Raw genomic sequence first — 18234 nt, forward strand, 5'->3', positions numbered from 1 at the left:
CCGCCTCACTCCTCGAGCAACCGTTGCAGCCGATCGAGTTCCGTCAGCGCCTCGACTGGTGTGAGATGGGCGAGCTCGAGCTCGCTGAGTTCGGCGGCGACAGCGGGCGGAACCGCGCCGCCATCGGCCGTCGCCTGCGTCGGTGCACTCGAGTCGGTGTCCGTGACTGTCGGTTCACCGGTATCGTCCGTTGGCTCTGCGGCCGCTGAGACGAGTTCACGCGACCGTTCGACGACGGCTTCGGGCACGCCCGCAGCGGTTGCGACCTCGACGCCGTAGGAGCCCGTCGCCGCGCCGGGCGCGATCTCGTGGTGAAAGACGACCTCGCCATCGGCTTGCTCGACTTCGAAGTGGAGCGTGAACGCGGCCTCGAGATCGGCCGTGAGTTCGGTCAGCGGGTGGTGGTGGGTCGCAAACAGCGTCGTCGCGCCGACCGCGTCGTGGATGTGCTCGGTGATCGCCTGCGCGATGGCGAGGCCGTCCGCGGTCGACGTGCCGCGGCCCACTTCGTCTAACAGAACCAGCGAGTGCTCGTCGGCTTCGCGCAGGATCGTCGCGAGTTCGTCCATCTCGACCATGAACGTCGACCGACCGCCGGCGATGTCGTCGCTCGCGCCGACGCGGGTGAAGATTCGGTCGACGGGCGTCAGTCTCGCAGCTTTCGCGGGGACGAAGCTGCCGACCTGTGCCAGCAAGAGGATCTGGGCTACCTGGCGCATGTACGTCGATTTACCGGACATATTCGGCCCTGTGATCACCGCCAGCCGCTGGTCGTCGGTCAGGTGTGCGTCGTTGGGGACGAACGACTCCTGGGTCCGCTCGACGACGGGGTGGCGACCACCCTCGATATCTATCTCGAGGCCGTGCTGGTCATCGTTTGCGAGGATCTCAGGGCGACAGTAGTCGTACTGTGCGGCGACGGTCGCAAGCGAGACCAGCGCGTCGAGCGTCGCGAGCGCGTCGGCGAGTGCCTGAACTCGTTCGACCTCTTCGGCGATCGTTCGGCGAACTGCACAGAAGAGCTCGTACTCCCGCTCGTCGGCTCGTTCTTCGGCCCCGACGATCCGATCCTCGCGGTCTTTGAGCGCCGGGGTGACGAACCGTTCGGAGTTTTTCAGCGTCTGGCGGCGCTCGTAGTTCTCGGGGACGGCGTCGAGGTTCGGGTTCGTCACCTCGATATAGTAGCCGTGGACTGAGTTGTAGCCGACTTTCAGCGAGTCGATGCCGGTGCGCTCGCGCTCGCCGTCTTCTAAGTCGTCGATCCACTGTTTGCCCTCGCGGGCGATCCCGCGCAACTCGTCTAAGTCGTCGTCGTACCCCTCGGCGATGATGTCGCCCTCTGTGATCTCGATCGGCGGCTCGGTAACGATGGCGTCGTCGATCAGCTCACGCACATCGACGAGCGGATCGAGATCCGCGTGCAGTTCCTGGAGTCGGTCGCAGTCGGCGTCGGCGAGTTGGTCCCGGATGTCGGGCACGACGGCCAGCGTCTCCCGCAGCGAGCGCAGGTCTCTTGCGTTCGCCCGCTCGCGGGAGATCCGGCCGATCAGTCGCTCTACATCGTAGACGTTCCGCAACAGGTCGTGGAGTGTCTCCCGGCGCTGGACCGCCGCGGTCAACTCCTCGACGGCGTCCAGTCGCGCCTCGATTCGGCGGGGCTCGAGCAGGGGTCGGCGAACCCAGTCTCTGAGTGTGCGCCCGCCCAGCGCACACGCCGTTTCGTCTATGACGCCGACGAGCGTCGCGTCCTCGGTGCCGCCGACGGCGCGCGGTTCGAACAACTCGAGGCTGCGCAGGGCGACGGCATCGAGCAGGAGGTACTCGCGGGGATCGTAGCGAGTGAGATGGGTAATGTACTCGAGGCGGCGGTCCGCGTCGTCGGCGGCCGTCTCGCCGTCGGACTCGACGGTCTCGTCGTCGAGCGTCGTGTCGCGTTCGCCCTCATGGTCGCCACCGCGGACGTACTCCGCATACGAGAGCACGGCCCCACAGGCCCGAACCTCGGCGTCGCTCGCGAGCAAGGCGTCGGGGTTGCGGAAGTATCGTAAGACGGTGTCCCCAGCGCGCTCGCGGTCGAACGCGGCCGCCTCGAACGGCGTCACCATACAGTGCTGGTCGAAAACGGCATCGGGTGCGTCGGGACCGACGACGGCCTCCGCGGGGTCGAATCGGCTGATTTCGTCTGCGATGGCCTCGCTCGAGTCCGAACTCGTCGCGAGAAAGTCGCCTGTCGAGACGTCGAGCAAGGCGAGTGCGAGTTCGTCAGTGTCGCGCCCACGAGCCAGCGCCGCGACGAACGTGTTGTCGTCGCTGGCGAGCAGTTCGTCCTCGGTGAGCGTCCCGGGCGTGATGACGCGCGTAACGGCCCGTTCGACGACCCCCGGTGACTCGCCGGGCTCTTCGACCTGATCCGCCACGGCGACCCGATACCCCGCCTCGAGCAGCGTTTCGATGTACGACTCGGCGTTGTCGATCGGAATCCCGGCCATCGGGTACTCGCCGGTGGAGTCCTCGCGGCTGGTCAGGGCGATCTCGAGCAGCCGTGCGGTCCGTTCGGCGGCTCCACAGAACGTCTCGTAGAAGTCCCCCACCTGAAAGAGCACGATTGCGTCGTCGTAGCGCGCACAGAGATCGTGATACTGCGCCATCATCGGCGTCAGCTCGTCGCGTTTCTCGGCCATCGCGTCGGGCGGGCCAAGCGCCGGATCCATATGGAGAACCCACCCTCGAATGCTGAAATAGCTTGCTGGATCGACCGCGCTCGAGCGCACTCGAGAGTGACCTCGGGACGTCGATCGCGATCGGCAGCCGGGTGGTGGACTCGAGACGCTCGCCGACCTCGAGTCGGCTCCCAACGGCCGAATCCGACGGCGAGCAGGGCGTCGACGACACCGGCGGACGACTGACAGCAGTCCGTCTCATCGGGATTCTCGTCGCTATGCATCGATGTGGGGCACGGAGACCGAGCCACGGAACCTGCACAGAGCTGGATAGCGACACCCGGCTGGCGACGAGAATCCCGATCAGTTGTTACGATTGGGGGACGTACTGCTCGAAGTTCGGCTCTTCCGAGAGTGCTTCCGGGAAGAACAGTTGTTCGCCGTCAGCGGTGTACTCCTCGATCCGCTTCTGGCCATCGGCTCCCGTAACATAACCGATGTATGCCATCGCGAGGTCGTAGTTGACGTGTTCGTGGACTGCGGGGTTGACGGCGATGATGCCGTACGGATTCATGAGTCGTTCCGGTCCATCTTCGATCGGCCCCTCGACGTGAATCTCGAGGTCGAGGTCGCTTTGCATGGATAGGAACGTCCCACGGTCGGCGAGCGTGTACGCGCCCTGCTGGTCGGCCTGGGCCAGTACCTCGCCCATTCCCTGTCCCGCTTCCATATACCACTCCCCGAAATCGGTGGGATCGAGTCCCGCTTCCTCCCAGATCTCGAGTTCTTTCGTATGCGTTCCCGAGCTATCACCGCGAGAGACGAACATCGACTCCGAATCGGCAATGGCGGTCACTGCAGCCGTGACCTGGTCGCTCCCGTCGATCGACGCAGGGTCGTCCGATCCGCCGACGACGACGAAATCGTTAAACATGAGATCACGTCGGTTGACACCGTAGCCGTTCTCCATGAACTCGTCCTCGAGTGATCTGGCGTGGACCATCACCACATCCGAGTCGCCGTTCCGTGCGGTCTCGAGTGCAGCGCCGGTTCCCTGTGCAACGGCGTCGACGGTCACGCCGTACCGGTCTTCGAACGGCGCGTTGAGTTCGTCAAGCAGCCCCGTATCGTAGGTACTCGTCGTCGTGGTGAGTGTCAGCGTGTCGCCGCGAATCCCCGCTCCATTATCGTCGTTGTCATCGTCACTACTGAGAACTGCACACCCAGCGAGTCCAACTGCGGCACTACTGCCGATCGCAGCGATGAACGTTCGTCGTTGTATCGTCATAGATACCACGTTCGGTGCGAAAGAGATATAATTTTGGGTGTGCCTGTAACCAGAGTTAGTTACGTAATTCGACCGAACGAGCGGTCTTCGTACGCACGCCTACCTGTTTACGGATCAGCGAGGCGAACGCTGTAATCGGAATCGGCTACATCCTCTCGAACGTCGTCGACGGTGAACTGCTCCGCCGGCGAGAGCGACTCGAGCACGGATGTGTTCTGTACACGAGTCCTGTCTTCTGTTACTGTCGGCACGTCTCAGTTCTCCTGTTGACCACGGGGTGCAGACGTACTTCTGTCAGTCAGTGCCGGCGCAGCCGCGACCCGCTCTGCGGGTTCGTCGGGACACCGTGACAGCAGGCTGTCTCAGTGATCGATCCCAGGTCGCTGGAAGGTGGTCTCGTCGGTCGTCGGTTCCTCGAGTGCCGACTCGAGTTCCGGCGTGGCCAGAACCTCGTTTCGAGCGGGTTCGTCGGGCCGGCTGAAATAGTACGTGTCCGCACAGCCGGCGACCAGCTCCGCAAGCGGGCGTTCCTCATCGTGGACGACCGAGACGAGATCTCCCGTGACCGCGATCAACACTGCATCGCATGGCTTGCGGAAGGCCATTCGAAGCTCGTCGACGGTACAGTCGGTGGGCAACTCGAGGTGCACACCGTCGATAGTCGCCCATCGTGTCTCCATGTGGTCTCGTTCGGACGGCTTGTCCTACACGGTTTGGCTCGCACCAGCAGGTCGCGTTGGCCTCGCAGTGGCGGTGTGCTTACCCGTCGGCTCGTCCAACGCCGAGCATGGACGAGCACACGCGTGATCCGACCGTCTCACCACCGGCCGGATCCGCGACGCCGACGGGCTGGCTCGCCGACGACGACCGCTGGGAACACGGGACCCTTCGGCGGGCAGTGGTCCACGGCGTCCGTCTCTACAACGCCGGTGCGTTCCACGAGTCCCACGACTGTTTCGAGGCAGAATGGTACAACTACGGCCGGGGCACGACCGAGAGCGCCTTCGCGCACGGAATGGTTCAGGTTGCCGCTGGTGCTTACAAACACCACGATTTCGAGAACGACGATGGGATGCGAAGCCTCTTCAAAACGGCACTGCAGTATCTCAGGGGCATCCCCCGAGATTACTACGGTGTCGACGTCCTCGAGGTCCGGACCACGCTGACAAACGCCATCGAGGATCCGAGTCGGCTCGACGACTGGACCCTGTCGCTCGACGGCGAGCGGCCGACCGCTCGAGCGGTCGATTTCGAGTACGCAGAATCACTCGAGGAGTGACCGTTCGAACCGGTTACAGGTTCCCCAGTGCTCTCAGCTCCCCGCACACCCACGAATCCCACAGCATACCGTACCCGCCTATCGGCACTCGTGAGAGACCGAATCGCCTTTGGTCTCAGAGCCCAACCATGTGATAATGAGAGTTGCACAGCTCGGGTCGGGAACGCCGGAACTCGCAGTCGTTGCAGGGATCCACGGAGACGAACCCTGTGGCGTCCGGGCCGTCGAGCGGTTGCTCGACGAACGCCCGACCGTCGAACGGCCCGTCAAGCTGATCGTCGCCAACGAGGCGGCCCTCGAGCGACGCGTGCGGTTCGTCGACGAGGATCTGAATCGAACGTTCCCCGGTCACCCGGACGCAACAACCCACGAAGCGCAACTCGCTCACCGACTCGTCGAGGAACTCGAGGACTGTCTCACGTTCTCGATGCACTCGACCCAGAGCCATGCCGATCCGTTCGCGATCGTCAACGGTGTCAGCGAGACCGCACGGAAGCTGGTGCCACAGCTGCCGGTGGCGGCGATGGTCGAAACGAGCAACTTTGCGGAGGGACGACTCTTCTCGGAGATCGACACGATCGAAGTCGAGTGTGGACTGCAGGGGTCGGAGACAGCCGCCCAGAACGCGGACCGATTGACACGATCGTTCCTGACGGCCGTCGGTGCGTTGCCCGGCGATACCGTGGCTCGCGACCTGCCGGTCTACCAGCTCACCGACGTCATCAGCAAAGCACAGGCCAACACCTACGAGGTCTTTGTCGATAACTTCACTGAGGTCGACGCCGGTGACCCGTTCGCCGCTGCCGACGGCAACATGCAGGTCGCCGACGAGCCGTTCTATCCGGTTCTCATGTCCCCGAACGGGTACCGTGACGTCTTTGGCTACGCCGCCGACAAACTCGATATCTTGACGACGCCGCCGGCCGCGGACTGAGACGGGTTGCTGTTGCTGGTTCCCGAGTGACCGCACGCGGATTCGCGGTCGCCCAGAACTGACTGACAGCGGACCGTCTGACGCTGGCAGTCGGAGCGGAGCCGATGAGCTGCCGTCGTAGATAGACACAAGTTTCCCCGCGTGGGGAGCGTTGATACGCTCCCGTCTCCTTCGGCTGCGTATGATTGCAACGCTTCTTGTCGCCATGCTGGCAGAGCTGTTCCCCAACGGGATCAGCCACTACGCCATCGGCGGCCTATTTGTCGGTCTCGGGGCCGCCGTGATCTACCTCGGGACCGGTATCGCCGCCGGCGCGAGCACCTTCCTCGAGTCGACGCTCTCGTATGGCTCGAGTCTCTCGCGGTTCCAGCAGTATCGGCCCTCGCGTGACTGGCGTGTCGTGTTCACGCTGGGGATCGTCGCCGGTGCAGCCGTCTACGCGCTGGCCTTTCAGGACGGGATCTGGACGACGGACGTGCAGTGGTGGCGACTCCTGATCGGCGGCGTCCTCGTCGGAATCGGGACCCGCGTCGGCAAGGGCTGTACGTCGGGCCACGGCGTCTGTGGTGTCGGTTCCGTCTCGGGGACGTCGTTCGTCGGCGTCGCGACGTTCCTGTTCGTCGCGATCGGTGTGGCACAGCTGGTACAGGCACTGGGGGTGAGCCCGTAGTATGGCCGCCGACCACGAGCAACATCCATTGTTCATGCCCCTGATCTTCGTCGGCGGGCTGCTCTTCGGGTTCGGACTCGGCTTTAGCCAGATGGCCCAGCCGGAGGTCGTCCTGAGCTTCCTGCAGTTCGAAGATTTCGGGCTGCTGTTCGTGATGTTCGGGGCAGCGATCGTGACCGGCATCACCTTTTTCGGTATCAAACAGATCCGCACGACGGCTCCACTGACGGGGGACACCTACGTTCGACGGCTGAAAACGCTCGATAAGAACGTCGTCATCGGCGGCGGCATCTTCGGCGTCGGCTGGGGCCTGTCGGGGATCTGTCCCGGCGCGGCCTACGCCAGCCTCGGCATCGGCAACTACGCCATTCTCTGGGGAATCCTCGGGATGTTCGTTGGCGCATATATTCAGGGCTTCTGGCGGTCGACACGAGCCGAGCAGCGCTCGTCGACGACGACGGCAGACTGACCCGCCGCTTCGTTTTTTGTTGACCGTCGTCCGAACGGACTCGAGAGCGCGACCACCGGTGGACACTCCCGTCGTGGTCCCGTTCGATGGGCTATGGGCGCACTAACACGGCGGCGTGTCCTCGCGGCGACCGGCTACTCAGTGGCACTGGCTGGCTGTCTGCTGGGCTCGAACTCAGCGGTCGACGAGCTCACCGTTCCCGAAACAACACCCGACGACGACTGGTCCGAACCCGAGTGGCGACCGGCCGAGGGCGTCCCCTCCGAGGACGACGTGACCCCGACGACAGCAGTCACCGGCCTCGAGATTCCGTGGGATCTCGTCTTCGCCGCGGACAACGCTTTCCTCACCGAACGCGATGGCGGTGTCCGGCGGTTCGACGCGACCGCACTGGCGACGGAATCCGACCTGTCTCCCGACGACGGCGAGGTGATCCTTGAGGCCGACACCTTGCCGGATCGGTCGGCACCCGGCGAGGGCGGCACCTTGGGAATCGCGGCCCATCCGGAGTACCCGGACCGGGCCGAACTGTTCGTCTACTACACGACCGATGATGGCGCGGTCGGGAACCGGGTCGTCAGCTACGACCTTGAGTCGGGGACACTCGAGCCCCTCCTCGAGGGGATTCCGGGGGCGACGACACACAACGGCGGCCGGATCACGTTCGGCCCCGAGGGGTATCTCTGGGTACTGACGGGCGACGCCGAGGACCCCGCGCTCACGCAGGACCCCGGCGCTCGTGGTGGTGCCGTCCTTCGGCTCACACCCGACGGCGAGCCAGCACCCGACAACCCCGACTGGGGGAGCGACAGCGATGGGCGAATCTACACGCTGGGTCACCGCAACCCGCAAGGCATCGCCTTCACCCCGCAGGGAACGCCGGTACTAGCTGAACACGGGCCGACGTCTCGAGACGAGGTGTCGATCCTCCGGCCGGGTGGCAACTACGGCTGGGATCTCGTCCGCGGTGGCCCGGACGACCCGGAGTACGGCAGCTACGACGAGTACGACGATGCCACCCCGCCGATCGTCAACACCGGTCCCGAGACGACATGGGCCCCCTCTGGGGTCGCCTTTTATACCGATGACTCGATCGCGCCGTGGGCGAATCGCGTGCTCGTCTGCGGGCTCCGATCGAACGCGCTGTACGTTCTGACGCTTCTCCCCGCTGGCGAAGGACTCGAGGACGGGGCGGAGCCGGACGACGAGACCGCCGTTCGCGACGAGGCTCCGTGGCTCGACGATCGATTCAGCACAACGGTTCACACCCTGCTCGAGGGCGAGTACGGCCGGCTTCGCCACGTCGAGCCCGGTCCCGATGGCTCGCTGTACCTGCTCACGTCGAACCGGGACGGGCGTGCACGCGGTGCGTTCCCGGGTGCGGATGACGACCGCATCATCAGACTCGATCCGAGCGCGGGTTCGACAGGGTAAACGTCTGGGATCGTTCGAGGATCGTTGAGTTCCACGACTGAGACGGACGCCTAGCAGTCGGTGCCGATGCACGCCGTTTTTTATCCGGGGGGCGTACTGCAGGTATGCTCACACTGACGCTCGAGGAGTTCATGGTAGAGTTAACCGAGGGATCGATCAAGAACGTCGGGCCGACAAACAAGTCGGCGACGGTCAAAATGTTCGACGTCGAATCCGCCGAGGCCCGCGAGTTCGGCGACAAGCGCGTTAAACTCGTCTTCGAGGACGAAGACGGCAACGAAATTCAGGTGTCGCTGTTTCCCGAGGACGTCCGGAAGATCGCCAGCGAGATCGATGCGCTCGAGGACGACTCTCCGGTTTTCGAATAAGTCTGACCGCTTTCGTAGACTGTTTGTCCGGCGGACGCATTTCGACAACAGTTTTAGGGCGAAACTGCTTGGTTCGAGTAGATGGGTAACTGTATCATCTGTGGCACACCCGTTGACGGCGAGATCTGCGAGAGTCACGAAGAGGATGCCGTATTCGAGTTTCACGGCAACGCTCCCTCGCAGCTCACCCCCGGTCGCTACTACCGGGGCACCGTCGACGGCTACGCCGACTTCGGCGTTTTCGTCGACATCGGCGACCACGTCACCGGCCTGTTGCATCGAAGCGAACTCGACCAACGACTCGAGAGTCTCGACTGGGAGCCCGGGGACGATGTCTTCGTCCAGGTTCTCGACGTCCGAGATAATGACAACGTCGACCTCGGCTGGTCGATCCGCCAGCGCGAACGCGAGTTCCGCGGGAAACTAATCGATACGGGCGACACCGAAAAACGCCCCGAGGAGTTCGGCGACGACGACACAGCCGACGAGGCTGCTGACGAGACGACTGACGACGACGCTCAGGACGACGTCGCCGCCGGCGACCTACAGACAACCGCCGACGAGTCCACAGCCGACGACGGCGCAAGCGCACCGAGTGCGTCGGAAACCGTCGCTTCCGGAAGCGGCTCCGTCGCAACCGAAAGCGCCGCTGCGTCGACGCCGGCGACCGACGCCGAACCCGAGTCCGAACCGGCACTGAACCGAACGACGATCGACACGATCGACACGCAGGTCGGCAGCGTCGTCCGTCTCGAGGGCGAGATCACGGGCGTTCGCCAGACCAGCGGCCCAACCGTTTTCGAACTTCGCGACGAGACTGCCGCCGTCGAATGCGCGGCGTTCGAGGAGGCCGGCGTTCGTGCCTACCCCGACGTCGATATCGAGGACGTCGTCCGTCTCGAGGGCGAGGTCGAACGCCACCACGGCGAGTTGCAGGTCGAAACCGAGACGCTCGAGATCCTCGACAACGAGGCCCGCGAAACCGTCCAGGATCGACTCGAGAGCGCGATCGAGAGCGAGGCCCGACCGGCCGACGTCGACCTGCTGGCCGATCACGACGCCGTGGCGGCTGTCGAAGACGGGATCGGCGACGCGGCGACCGCGATCCGTCGTGCCGTCATGGAGGCACGACCCGTTGTTGTCCGCCACAGCGCGACTGCCGACGGCTACGTCGCTGGTGCGGCTATCGAACGCGCCGTGCTTCCGCTGATCCGCGAGAAACACACCCGCGAGGATGCGGAGTACCACTACTTCGAACGGCGTCCCCTGGACGGCCGCGTCTACGATATGGACGATGCCACCAACGACGTCACCTCGATGCTCGAAGCACGTGACCGCCACGGCGAGCAGCTCCCGCTGATCGTTCTCGTCGACGCCGGTTCGACCGACGAGTCCGTCGACAGCTACGACCTGCTCTCGCTGTACGACGCCGAGACGGTCGTCATCGACGACAGCCGCGCCGACGACGAGGTTGCCGACGCAGTCTCGGTCGCCGTCGCCCCGTCGCTCGGCGGCGTCGACGTCTCGGATCTGACTTCGACGGCACTCGCGGCGAACGTCGCCGCCCACGTCAACGACGATGTCCGCGCCGACCTCGAGCACCTCCCCGCAGTCAGCTACTGGGAGGACACCCCCGAGAACTACACGGACCTCGCGACCGAAGCGGGCTACGACGAGACGGCCGTCTCCGAGCGCCGCGAAGCCGTCGCCCTCGAGGCCTACTACCAGTCGTACAAGGACAAACGCGAACTCATCATCGACCTGTTGTTCGACGGGAGCGAGGCAGTGACGTCCCGAGACGGCGGCCTCGCAGCCCACGTCTCCGAGCAGTTCCGCGCGAAACTCGAGACCGAACTCGAGACGGCACGCGAGAACTTGGAGACCGAAGACGCCGACGGTGTAACCGTCGCCGTCCTGGACACCGACGCGTTCGTCCACCGGTACAACTTCCCGACGACGCCGCTGTTGCTAGACGCACTGCACCGAAGCCAGCGCGATGAGGGGCCGTTCGTGACCCTCGGTCTCGGCGACGACGAACTCCACGTCCGCGCGACGGAGTCCATCGACGTCCGCGAACTGGGTAACACGATCGCTGACGCAGCACCGAACGCCGGTGTCGGCGTCGTTGGCGGTCAGGACGGGCACATCGAGTTCCTGCCCGGCGAACGCGACGCCGTTCGTGCGGCCGCACTCGAGGCACTCGGCGAGACGCTCGCGTAACACGCGCTCTTTTCCGCTGTCTACACCGGTCACGAGCGATCGCTGTGGCCTGTCGAATCACGGACAGCTCAACCTATATTTGGTTTGGGCCGAACAGAATACGTATGAGATCACTCGAGTCGAACGGACGCCAGCGCGAGAGCGACGGACCGTGGACACGGGTGCGCGAGAACGCGACCGGCATCGCGTCACTGCTCGTGACGGCGTTCTGGCTCGGGGCGATGTTTACCGGCCAGTCGTGGTGGCTTGCGGCATTGCTCGTCGGCTACATCGCCGTCGTCCCGCTGGTCGCCCTGCTGTTCGGCGACGAGGCCGACCGGCGGGAGTGGTGGGACGACTGGGCGACCGACTCGAGGACGGAGTCGGACGCCGAGGACGAGGGCGCGGCCGGCGATGACTCTACCGACGCGCGAGACGCCCTCGAGACGCTTCGCGACCGATACGCCGCGGGCGAGTTGACTGACGAGCAGTTCGAACACAAACTCGAGCGATTGCTCGAGACGGAGACGCTCGAGGACGCCGAACAGTGGCGACGCGAGGGGCGTGACGAACGAAATCGGGAGCGAGACGGACGAGATCCGGAACCAGCGTACGAGTCGTGAGCACCACACGGAAGAGTGGTCCGTTCGGTCGCCGTGAGACGGTTTTCGGCAGGTCCCGACGACCGCGGGTTCGGCGTCAGTGCGAACCGAAGGCGCTCCCCGGCTCTCGGGAGCGTGCAGTCACTCCTTAGTCGTTGTCCGACCGATCATCGCCCGATTCGGACCGTTCGTCGATCACCGCCGACGCGTCGGGCCAGGTGACGCCCTCGAGGAACGGGATGCCGATCCGTTCGGCCGAACGGGCGATCATGTGCGCGCCGGTCGGCACGGTCAGGAAGAGGAAGGCGATGCCGATGAGCGAGGTCAGGCCTTCGTTGCCTGGCCCGAAGTAGGCGAAGCCGGCGAGGAAGATCGCCGCCGTGCCGAGGGTCGTGGGCTTGCTCGTTGCGTGCATCCGGTTGTAGACGTTGGGCAGGCGGAGCAGCCCGATCGTCCCGACGGTCAGGAAGAAGACGCCGACGACGATCAGTGCGATGACGAGTGCGGTCCGGATCATTAGATCACCTCCCCCTCGATGACGAACTTCGCGACGGCGACCGTCGCGACGAAGCCGATAATCGCGAGCACGAGGCTTACGGTAATAAAGAGGCCGCGACCAGTCTGGAGGGCAAAGAGGACGGCGATCGCGACGACGTTCGTGGCGATCGCATCCAGCGCAACGACCCGATCCGGATCCGTCGGGCCGCGGATCACGCGGTAGCTACAGAGCACGCAGAGGCCGCTGACGAGAATCAACGCGGCGCGAACCGTCCACTCGAGAATCGCGGGATCTTCACTCACTGCCATCGTCGTCACCTCCGTTCTCTGTGTCTCGCGTGCCGCCGGAGACGACGACCCTCGGGACCGGGTCGTCTGGTGAGGCGGGTTCGTTGAACATCTCGAGGGCGTAGTCCTCCCAGTTTCTGATCGGGTCGACGATCGCCTGCGGATCGCGCCCGTTGACGGCGTGGACGTACAGCGCGTTCGCCTCCGCCTCGTAGTCGAGGGCGACCGTGCCCGGCGTGATCGTGATGCTGTTGGCGATGACGGTGATCCCGACGTCGGTTTCGACGCGAAGCGGGACCAGAACGACCTCCGGTTCGATCGGCATCCCCGGCGAGAGGACCCGATAGGCGACGTCGATGTTCGCACGGAGGAGTTCCGCGACGAATGTGGTGAGATACAGGCCGGCATAGGGGGCCGCGTGCAGCCACCGTCCGACGTCGGTTCGCTTGACGTACAGCCGCCGGAAGACGAACGCGACGGGGAGGCCGACGGCGAGACCGAACAGGAACTGGCCGGCCAGCGCCGATGGCGTGAGGGAAACGCCGCGGACGAAGAGCCACAGGACGGCGAAGCCGACGCCGGTCAGCGGCCACGTTCGCACAGTCATGAATGGCCACCTCCACTCGAGTCGAGTGACTCGATATCCGTCGGCGAAACGGCGTCGACGTAGGCCTCGGAATCAAGCGCGGCCGTCGCCGCAGCGTCGGCGAACCGGTAGACCGGCTCGAACCCGACGCCGACCGCGAGGATCGCTGCCGCAAGTCCGAGGAGCACGGCGACCTGCACCGAGTCGGGGGTCGCGTCCTCGACGGCGGGCGACTGCACCCCCCAGAAGCTCCGGTTCCACGTCCGCGTCGCGTACGCGATCGTCAACAGCGAGCCGACGAGCAAGAGCACGAGTACCGGAACCGTCTCGGCTCGAGCCGCGGCGTCGAACACGAGGAACTTGCCGAAAAAGCCCGATAGCGGCGGGATACCGACGAGCGAGAGCGCGGCAACGAAAAACGCGATCGCGAGCGGCGGCGACCGCCTCGCCAGCCCGCCAAGATCGGCGAGTCGACTCGTCCCGGTCGCCGTTCGGACCGCGCCGACCGAGAGGAAGAGCAACCCCTTCGCGAGGGTGTGGTTCAGCGCGTAGATCAACGCGGCGAGGATTCCGAGGTGTCGCAGGTCGGGGCTCGCCGTCGTCGCCGCGATGGCGACCGGGATCGCGATGAAGCCGACCTGTCCGATACTCGAGTACGCGAAGACGCCTTCCAGCGAGTCGCGTCCGACGGCACCGAGTCCGCCGACGAGGATGCTGGCGGCCGCCATGACGAACAGCGCCGCGCCCATGAACGCGAGCGGGGAGTCGCCCGAGACCACGACGCCGACGCCGGGGATTTCGAGAGCGACGCCGAGTTGCGCGCCGGCGAAGACAGTAAACGAGAGGCGGATGATCGCGTAGATGCCGACTTTCTTGGTTGCGCCGGCGAGCAGGGCGGTGACCTGTGGCGGTGCCGCCCGGTAGGCTGTCGGAATCCAGAACTGGAAGGGGACGAGGCCGGCTTTGATCGCAAACACCGAGAGCAGCAAGGCGAGGAGGCCGACAACCGGTCCGGGGTCGATCCCGTACGCCGCCGGCTCGGCGAGGCGCTGGGCGAGGTCGGCCATGTTGAGCGTGCCTGTCGTCGCGTAGATGCCGCCGACGCCGAGCAGGAAGACGGCACTCGCGAGCAGGTTGAGCGCGACGTACCAGAAGGCGGCGCGAGTGTGCTGGGGGCCGCCGTCGTAGGCGACGAAGATGTAACTCGCCATCAACATCACCTCGAACCAGACGAACAGGTTGAACAGGTCGCCAGTGAGAAACGCGCCGGTCACGCCGAGCATGAGGAAGTGAAACAGCGGGAAGTAGTAGCTGCGCCGGTCGAGTTCGGGCAACACACGCATCGAGAAGACGAACGACGCGATCCCGATCGTCGCCACCATGGTCAACAGAAACGCCGACAGCCCGTCGGCGACGAGCGTGATGCCGAACGGTGCCGGCCAGTCGCCGACCTGGTAGGTCGCGATCCCCGGCGCATCGGGCGCGAGGACGATGTACCAGTCGATCGCCGCGACGGCGATAGCGTAGGCGACGGCACCTGCAACGCTCACGGCGGCTCGAGCCCGCGGTCGCTGGCCCAGAAGCAGGGTCGCGACGGCTGTCGCGAGGACGATCAGCATCGGCGCGATCACGAGTTGGGCGTCCGTCCCGATGGGCACCGCAGCCATCGGTATCATCGATGCTCACCTCGCCGCCGATTCGTCGTCGTTCTCGAGCTCATCCCTCGTGATCACCCAGTTCGGAGACGTCGAGCGTGTCGTGTTCTTCGTACACCCGATAGGAGAGCACGAGCGCGAACGCAGTCATCCCGAAGCCGATGACGATTGCGGTCAGGACGAGTGCCTGCACCACTGGATCGGCCGTCTCCGGCGCACCTGCATCGTGTCCGGCCAATACGGGGACCGAATCGAACGTCCCCGCAGCGATGCCACCCATCGCCAGCAGGTAGACGTTCGCCGCCTGGCTGATGATGGCCAGTCCCCAGACGACCCGGATCAGGTCGCGTCGGAGCAACAGAAATGTCCCGAGCGCGAACAGTGCGCCGACGATAAGCGCGAGAACGAGCGCTGTCATTCGGCACCAACCACCGAGAGGATCGTCAGGAGTCCACCGACGACCACGCAGTAGACGCCGAGATCGAACGCGAGCGCGCTCGCCACCTCGAGGTGGTGGTAGATCGGCACGCCCTCGAACTCGACGAACGTCTGCGTCAGGAAGGGCCGACCGAACAGCAGCGGGACGAGCCCGCTGCCGACGGCGACCGTCAGCCCGAACGCGAACAGGCGATGGTAGGCGACGACGATGCGGTCCCGGGCCGGCTCCTTGCCGGGGTCAACGTCGCGCCCGAGGACGGCCCGTTCCAGGAAATCCAGCCCGAACGTGAGGTAGATGATCGCGAAGGCGGTGGTCGTGAGCACGCCAGCGATGAACCCGCCGCCGGGGAGGTTGTGGCCCTCGACGAACAGCGAGGCCGCGACGACGAAGATGATTGGGACGACCGCTCGAGCGGTCGTGCGCATGATGACGGTGGTCATCGGCGTTCACCTCGAGGCTCGAGTCGTGTCATTCCTCGTCACCTCCAGCCCCGCCGCTGCGCATGATAATGAGCGTCAGGATCGAAATTGCGGCCAGCGCGACGACGACGAGTTCGCCGAGCGTGTCGAAGCCGCGAAAGTCCACGAGAATTACGTTGACGACGTTCGTGCCGCCGCCCTCGGGAACCGCGCGCTCGGTGTAGTAACGAGCGATTTCGGTCGTTCCCTCGGGGCGGGCGTCGGTCGTGACGAGGACCGTGACGAACGCGGTCGCGCCGACGGCAAGCGAGAGGACGCCGTCTCGAGCGACCTTCCCGAGGCCGACCTCGTAGTACTCGGGGATTTCCTCGATGACGAGCAGGAAGATCACCAACACGAGCGTCTCGACGACGAGCTGGGTCAGTGCGAGATCGGGCGCGCTCGCAAGGATGTAAAAGATCGCGATCATGAACCCAAGAATCGAGAGCGTGAGGACGCCGGCGACGTGCGTCGACGCGAGGACCACGGCGAGTCCGGCGACGACCGCGACCGCTAACACCAGTGCGATCGCGGCGTCGGCGTCGAGGCCGATGAGCTCGGTCGGAACGACGGTGCTCGTCGCGGCGAAGCCAGCGAGCGTGAGCGCGCAGGTGGTCGCGAGCGTCCACGTCGCGTACGTCCGGAGCAGGCCGTTGTGAACGCGCGTGGCGAGCCAGCGCCCGCTTCCCGTGAGAGTGCCGACGACGGCGTCGTACCACCAGTTCGCGCTGACGGGCGGAGCCAGCCGCGGAATCGCGCGGATCCCGTCGTGGAGCGTCCCGTAGACTGGGTACGCGAGGACACCGCCGGCGATCGCGACGGCGCTCATGCCCACCGCGGGGGAGTACGACGTGGGAATGCCGACGTGCAGCTCGTGGGTGTCGACGGCCGTCGCATCGACGCCTGACTGCACGATCGCCCGAACCGCGAGTTCCGGGTTAACGCTGATGACGGCCGTGAGCAGCGCTAGCAGTGCCGGCGGAACGAGTAACGTAAGCGAGGGCCGATGGACGTGACTGTATCCGGCGGGACGGTCACCCACGAACAGCGCGAGAAAGCGCAGTGAGTATACCACGGTAAAGACGCTCGCGAAGACGGCGACAGCGGGGTAGAGCCAGCCCAGCACGCCGATGTCGTAGACGTGGCTCGCCTCGAGCGCGGCCTCGAACAACAGTTCCTTCGAGTAGAAGCCGCTAAACGGCGGAATACCGGCCATACTGAGCGCGACGACGGCGGTGATCACCGCCGTGATCGGCAGGTCGTGTCGAAGCCCGCCGAGGTCCGCGATCCGTCTCGTGCCCGTCTCGTGGGCGACGATCCCGGCGACGAGAAACAGCGCCGCCTTGAACAAAGCGTGGTTCAGCAGGTGGAACACACCGGTTTCCGCGCCGAGCACGGTCGTGAAGCCGAAGCCGGCGATCATGAGTCCGAGGTGACTCGCCGTCGAGTAGGCGAGCAGTTCCTTGATATCCGTCGCCGCGACCGCGAGCAGTGCACAGACGGTCATCGTCACGAGTCCGATCGTGGCAAACAGGACGAGCCACTCGAGGCTGACGAGCATCGGCCGCATCCGGCCGACGAAGTAGACGCCGACTTTCACCATCGTCGCGGAGTGGAGAAACGCCGAAACGGGCGTCGGAGCTGCCATCGCGTTTGGCAACCAGAAGTGCAGCGGGACCTGTGCGGATTTCGCACCCGCGCCGACGGCGACCAATCCGAGCACGGGGACGAACAGCCCGCGTTCCCGCAGCGCCGTCTGCATCTGGTCGGGTTGCTCGAGCATCGCCGCGAGGTCGAACGCCGACGCCGGCCCGACGACGTTGCCGGCGACCAGCGAGAGCAACAGGAAGCCGACGAGCAAGAAGAGTCCGCCGCCGACGGTGACGAGCATGGCCATCCGGGCGGCGTACTGCGACTCGTCTTCTTCCGTGTAGTGGCCGATCAGGACGAACGAACAGAGGCTGGTGAGTTCCCAAAAGAGGAAGATCGCGATCAGATCGGCCGCCAGCGCGACGCCGATGATCGAGCCCATGAAGGCGAGCAGTGCGGCATAGAATCTGGCGAGCCCCGACTCGTCGTGCATGTACGCGGGCGAGTACAGAAAAATGAGCGTCCCGATACCGCTTGCGAGCAACGCAAACAGCAGCGCCCAGCCGTCGACGTGAAAACGAAGGGCGACGGCCAGCGATGGAATCCACTCGAGTTCGACGGTCCCCTCGCTGCCGTACTGGGAGCCGAGCAGTCCGAAGCAGATGAGCGCGACCGCCGAGCCGGCGTAGCCCGTCCGTTCGCCGAGCGCGCGGAAGAGCAGCGGCGTCACACCCGCAACTGCAAACGGAAGTCCCACTGCCAGAAGCACGATCGGCAGCTCCGGATCCATTCAGTCCGATGGGGGTACCAGCAGGGG

The 18234-nt window shown here is 65.2% G+C and carries 19 protein-coding genes; 8 read left to right on the forward strand and 11 right to left on the reverse strand.

Annotated elements, in window-relative coordinates; genetic code table 11:
- Positions 1-5: 5 nt before the first annotated feature.
- From mutS to BW940_RS12370, 4 genes are all read right to left on the reverse strand, one after another.
- The gene (mutS, locus tag BW940_RS12360; RefSeq protein WP_076609520.1) at positions 6-2711 is read right to left on the reverse strand and encodes a DNA mismatch repair protein MutS; all 2706 of its coding nucleotides are present in this window, start codon (positions 2709-2711) and stop codon (positions 6-8) included.
- A gap of 319 nt (positions 2712-3030) precedes the next feature.
- Positions 3031-3948: an ABC transporter substrate-binding protein gene (locus tag BW940_RS12365; RefSeq protein ID WP_076609521.1), complete on the reverse strand. Its 918-nt coding sequence runs from the start codon at positions 3946-3948 to the stop codon at positions 3031-3033.
- A 107-nt stretch (positions 3949-4055) separates the two neighbouring features.
- The gene (locus BW940_RS21500) at positions 4056-4199 is read right to left on the reverse strand and encodes a hypothetical protein (protein WP_159440167.1); all 144 of its coding nucleotides are present in this window, start codon (positions 4197-4199) and stop codon (positions 4056-4058) included.
- 111 nt (positions 4200-4310) lie between these two features.
- Positions 4311-4628, reverse strand: coding sequence for a hypothetical protein (locus tag BW940_RS12370; RefSeq protein WP_076609522.1), 318 nt, complete (start codon positions 4626-4628; stop codon positions 4311-4313).
- Positions 4629-4735: 107 nt separating this feature from the next.
- On the opposite strand from BW940_RS12370, the gene BW940_RS12375 reads away from it, so the two are divergent.
- The 8 genes from BW940_RS12375 to BW940_RS12410 all read left to right on the forward strand — a co-directional run bounded on the left by BW940_RS12375 (position 4736) and on the right by BW940_RS12410 (position 11924).
- Positions 4736-5227, forward strand: a complete 492-nt coding sequence (locus BW940_RS12375; protein WP_076609523.1) for a DUF309 domain-containing protein — start codon at positions 4736-4738, stop codon at positions 5225-5227.
- 136 nt (positions 5228-5363) lie between these two features.
- Positions 5364-6161: a M14 family metallopeptidase gene (locus tag BW940_RS12380; protein WP_076609524.1), complete on the forward strand. Its 798-nt coding sequence runs from the start codon at positions 5364-5366 to the stop codon at positions 6159-6161.
- A 181-nt stretch (positions 6162-6342) separates the two neighbouring features.
- Positions 6343-6831, forward strand: coding sequence for a YeeE/YedE family protein (locus BW940_RS12385; protein ID WP_076609525.1), 489 nt, complete (start codon positions 6343-6345; stop codon positions 6829-6831).
- Position 6832: 1 nt separating this feature from the next.
- Positions 6833-7300: a DUF6691 family protein gene (locus tag BW940_RS12390; RefSeq protein ID WP_076609526.1), complete on the forward strand. Its 468-nt coding sequence runs from the start codon at positions 6833-6835 to the stop codon at positions 7298-7300.
- 93 nt (positions 7301-7393) lie between these two features.
- A complete protein-coding gene (locus BW940_RS12395) occupies positions 7394-8734 on the forward strand; it encodes a PQQ-dependent sugar dehydrogenase (protein ID WP_076609527.1) in 1341 nt (446 codons plus the stop codon).
- 104 nt (positions 8735-8838) lie between these two features.
- Entirely contained in the window at positions 8839-9102 is a 264-nt protein-coding gene (locus BW940_RS12400) for a hypothetical protein (protein ID WP_076609528.1), read from the forward strand.
- A gap of 81 nt (positions 9103-9183) precedes the next feature.
- Positions 9184-11322, forward strand: coding sequence for a DHH family phosphoesterase (locus BW940_RS12405; protein WP_076609529.1), 2139 nt, complete (start codon positions 9184-9186; stop codon positions 11320-11322).
- 104 nt (positions 11323-11426) lie between these two features.
- Entirely contained in the window at positions 11427-11924 is a 498-nt protein-coding gene (locus BW940_RS12410; RefSeq protein WP_076609530.1) for an SHOCT domain-containing protein, read from the forward strand.
- A gap of 127 nt (positions 11925-12051) precedes the next feature.
- On the opposite strand, the gene mnhG is transcribed toward BW940_RS12410, so the two are convergent.
- From mnhG to mbhE, 7 genes are read right to left on the reverse strand one after another with little or no spacing between them, the layout of a single operon-like run.
- Entirely contained in the window at positions 12052-12420 is a 369-nt protein-coding gene (gene mnhG / locus BW940_RS12415; protein ID WP_076609531.1) for a monovalent cation/H(+) antiporter subunit G, read from the reverse strand.
- Entirely contained in the window at positions 12420-12710 is a 291-nt protein-coding gene (locus tag BW940_RS12420; RefSeq protein WP_076609532.1) for a monovalent cation/H+ antiporter complex subunit F, read from the reverse strand. Before BW940_RS12420 ends, mnhG begins: the two co-directional genes overlap by 1 nt.
- Positions 12697-13296, reverse strand: a complete 600-nt coding sequence (locus BW940_RS12425; protein ID WP_076609533.1) for a Na+/H+ antiporter subunit E — start codon at positions 13294-13296, stop codon at positions 12697-12699. Before BW940_RS12425 ends, BW940_RS12420 begins: the two co-directional genes overlap by 14 nt.
- Positions 13293-14942 (reverse strand): complex I subunit 5 family protein, encoded by a 1650-nt coding sequence (locus tag BW940_RS12430; protein ID WP_076609534.1) that lies wholly within the window; start codon positions 14940-14942, stop codon positions 13293-13295. The genes BW940_RS12425 and BW940_RS12430 overlap by 4 nt, the downstream gene beginning before the upstream one ends.
- A gap of 49 nt (positions 14943-14991) precedes the next feature.
- Positions 14992-15348 (reverse strand): sodium:proton antiporter, encoded by a 357-nt coding sequence (locus BW940_RS12435; protein WP_076609535.1) that lies wholly within the window; start codon positions 15346-15348, stop codon positions 14992-14994.
- Complete coding sequence (locus tag BW940_RS12440) at positions 15345-15809, reverse strand: MnhB domain-containing protein (protein WP_076609536.1); 465 nt, start codon at positions 15807-15809, stop codon at positions 15345-15347. Before BW940_RS12440 ends, BW940_RS12435 begins: the two co-directional genes overlap by 4 nt.
- 28 nt (positions 15810-15837) lie before the next feature.
- Entirely contained in the window at positions 15838-18207 is a 2370-nt protein-coding gene (mbhE, locus tag BW940_RS12445; RefSeq protein ID WP_076609537.1) for a hydrogen gas-evolving membrane-bound hydrogenase subunit E, read from the reverse strand.
- Positions 18208-18234: the final 27 nt, after the last annotated feature.

The sequence above is a fragment of the Natronorubrum thiooxidans genome, assembly GCF_900156475.1.
Lineage (GTDB): Archaea > Halobacteriota > Halobacteria > Halobacteriales > Natrialbaceae > Natronorubrum > Natronorubrum thiooxidans.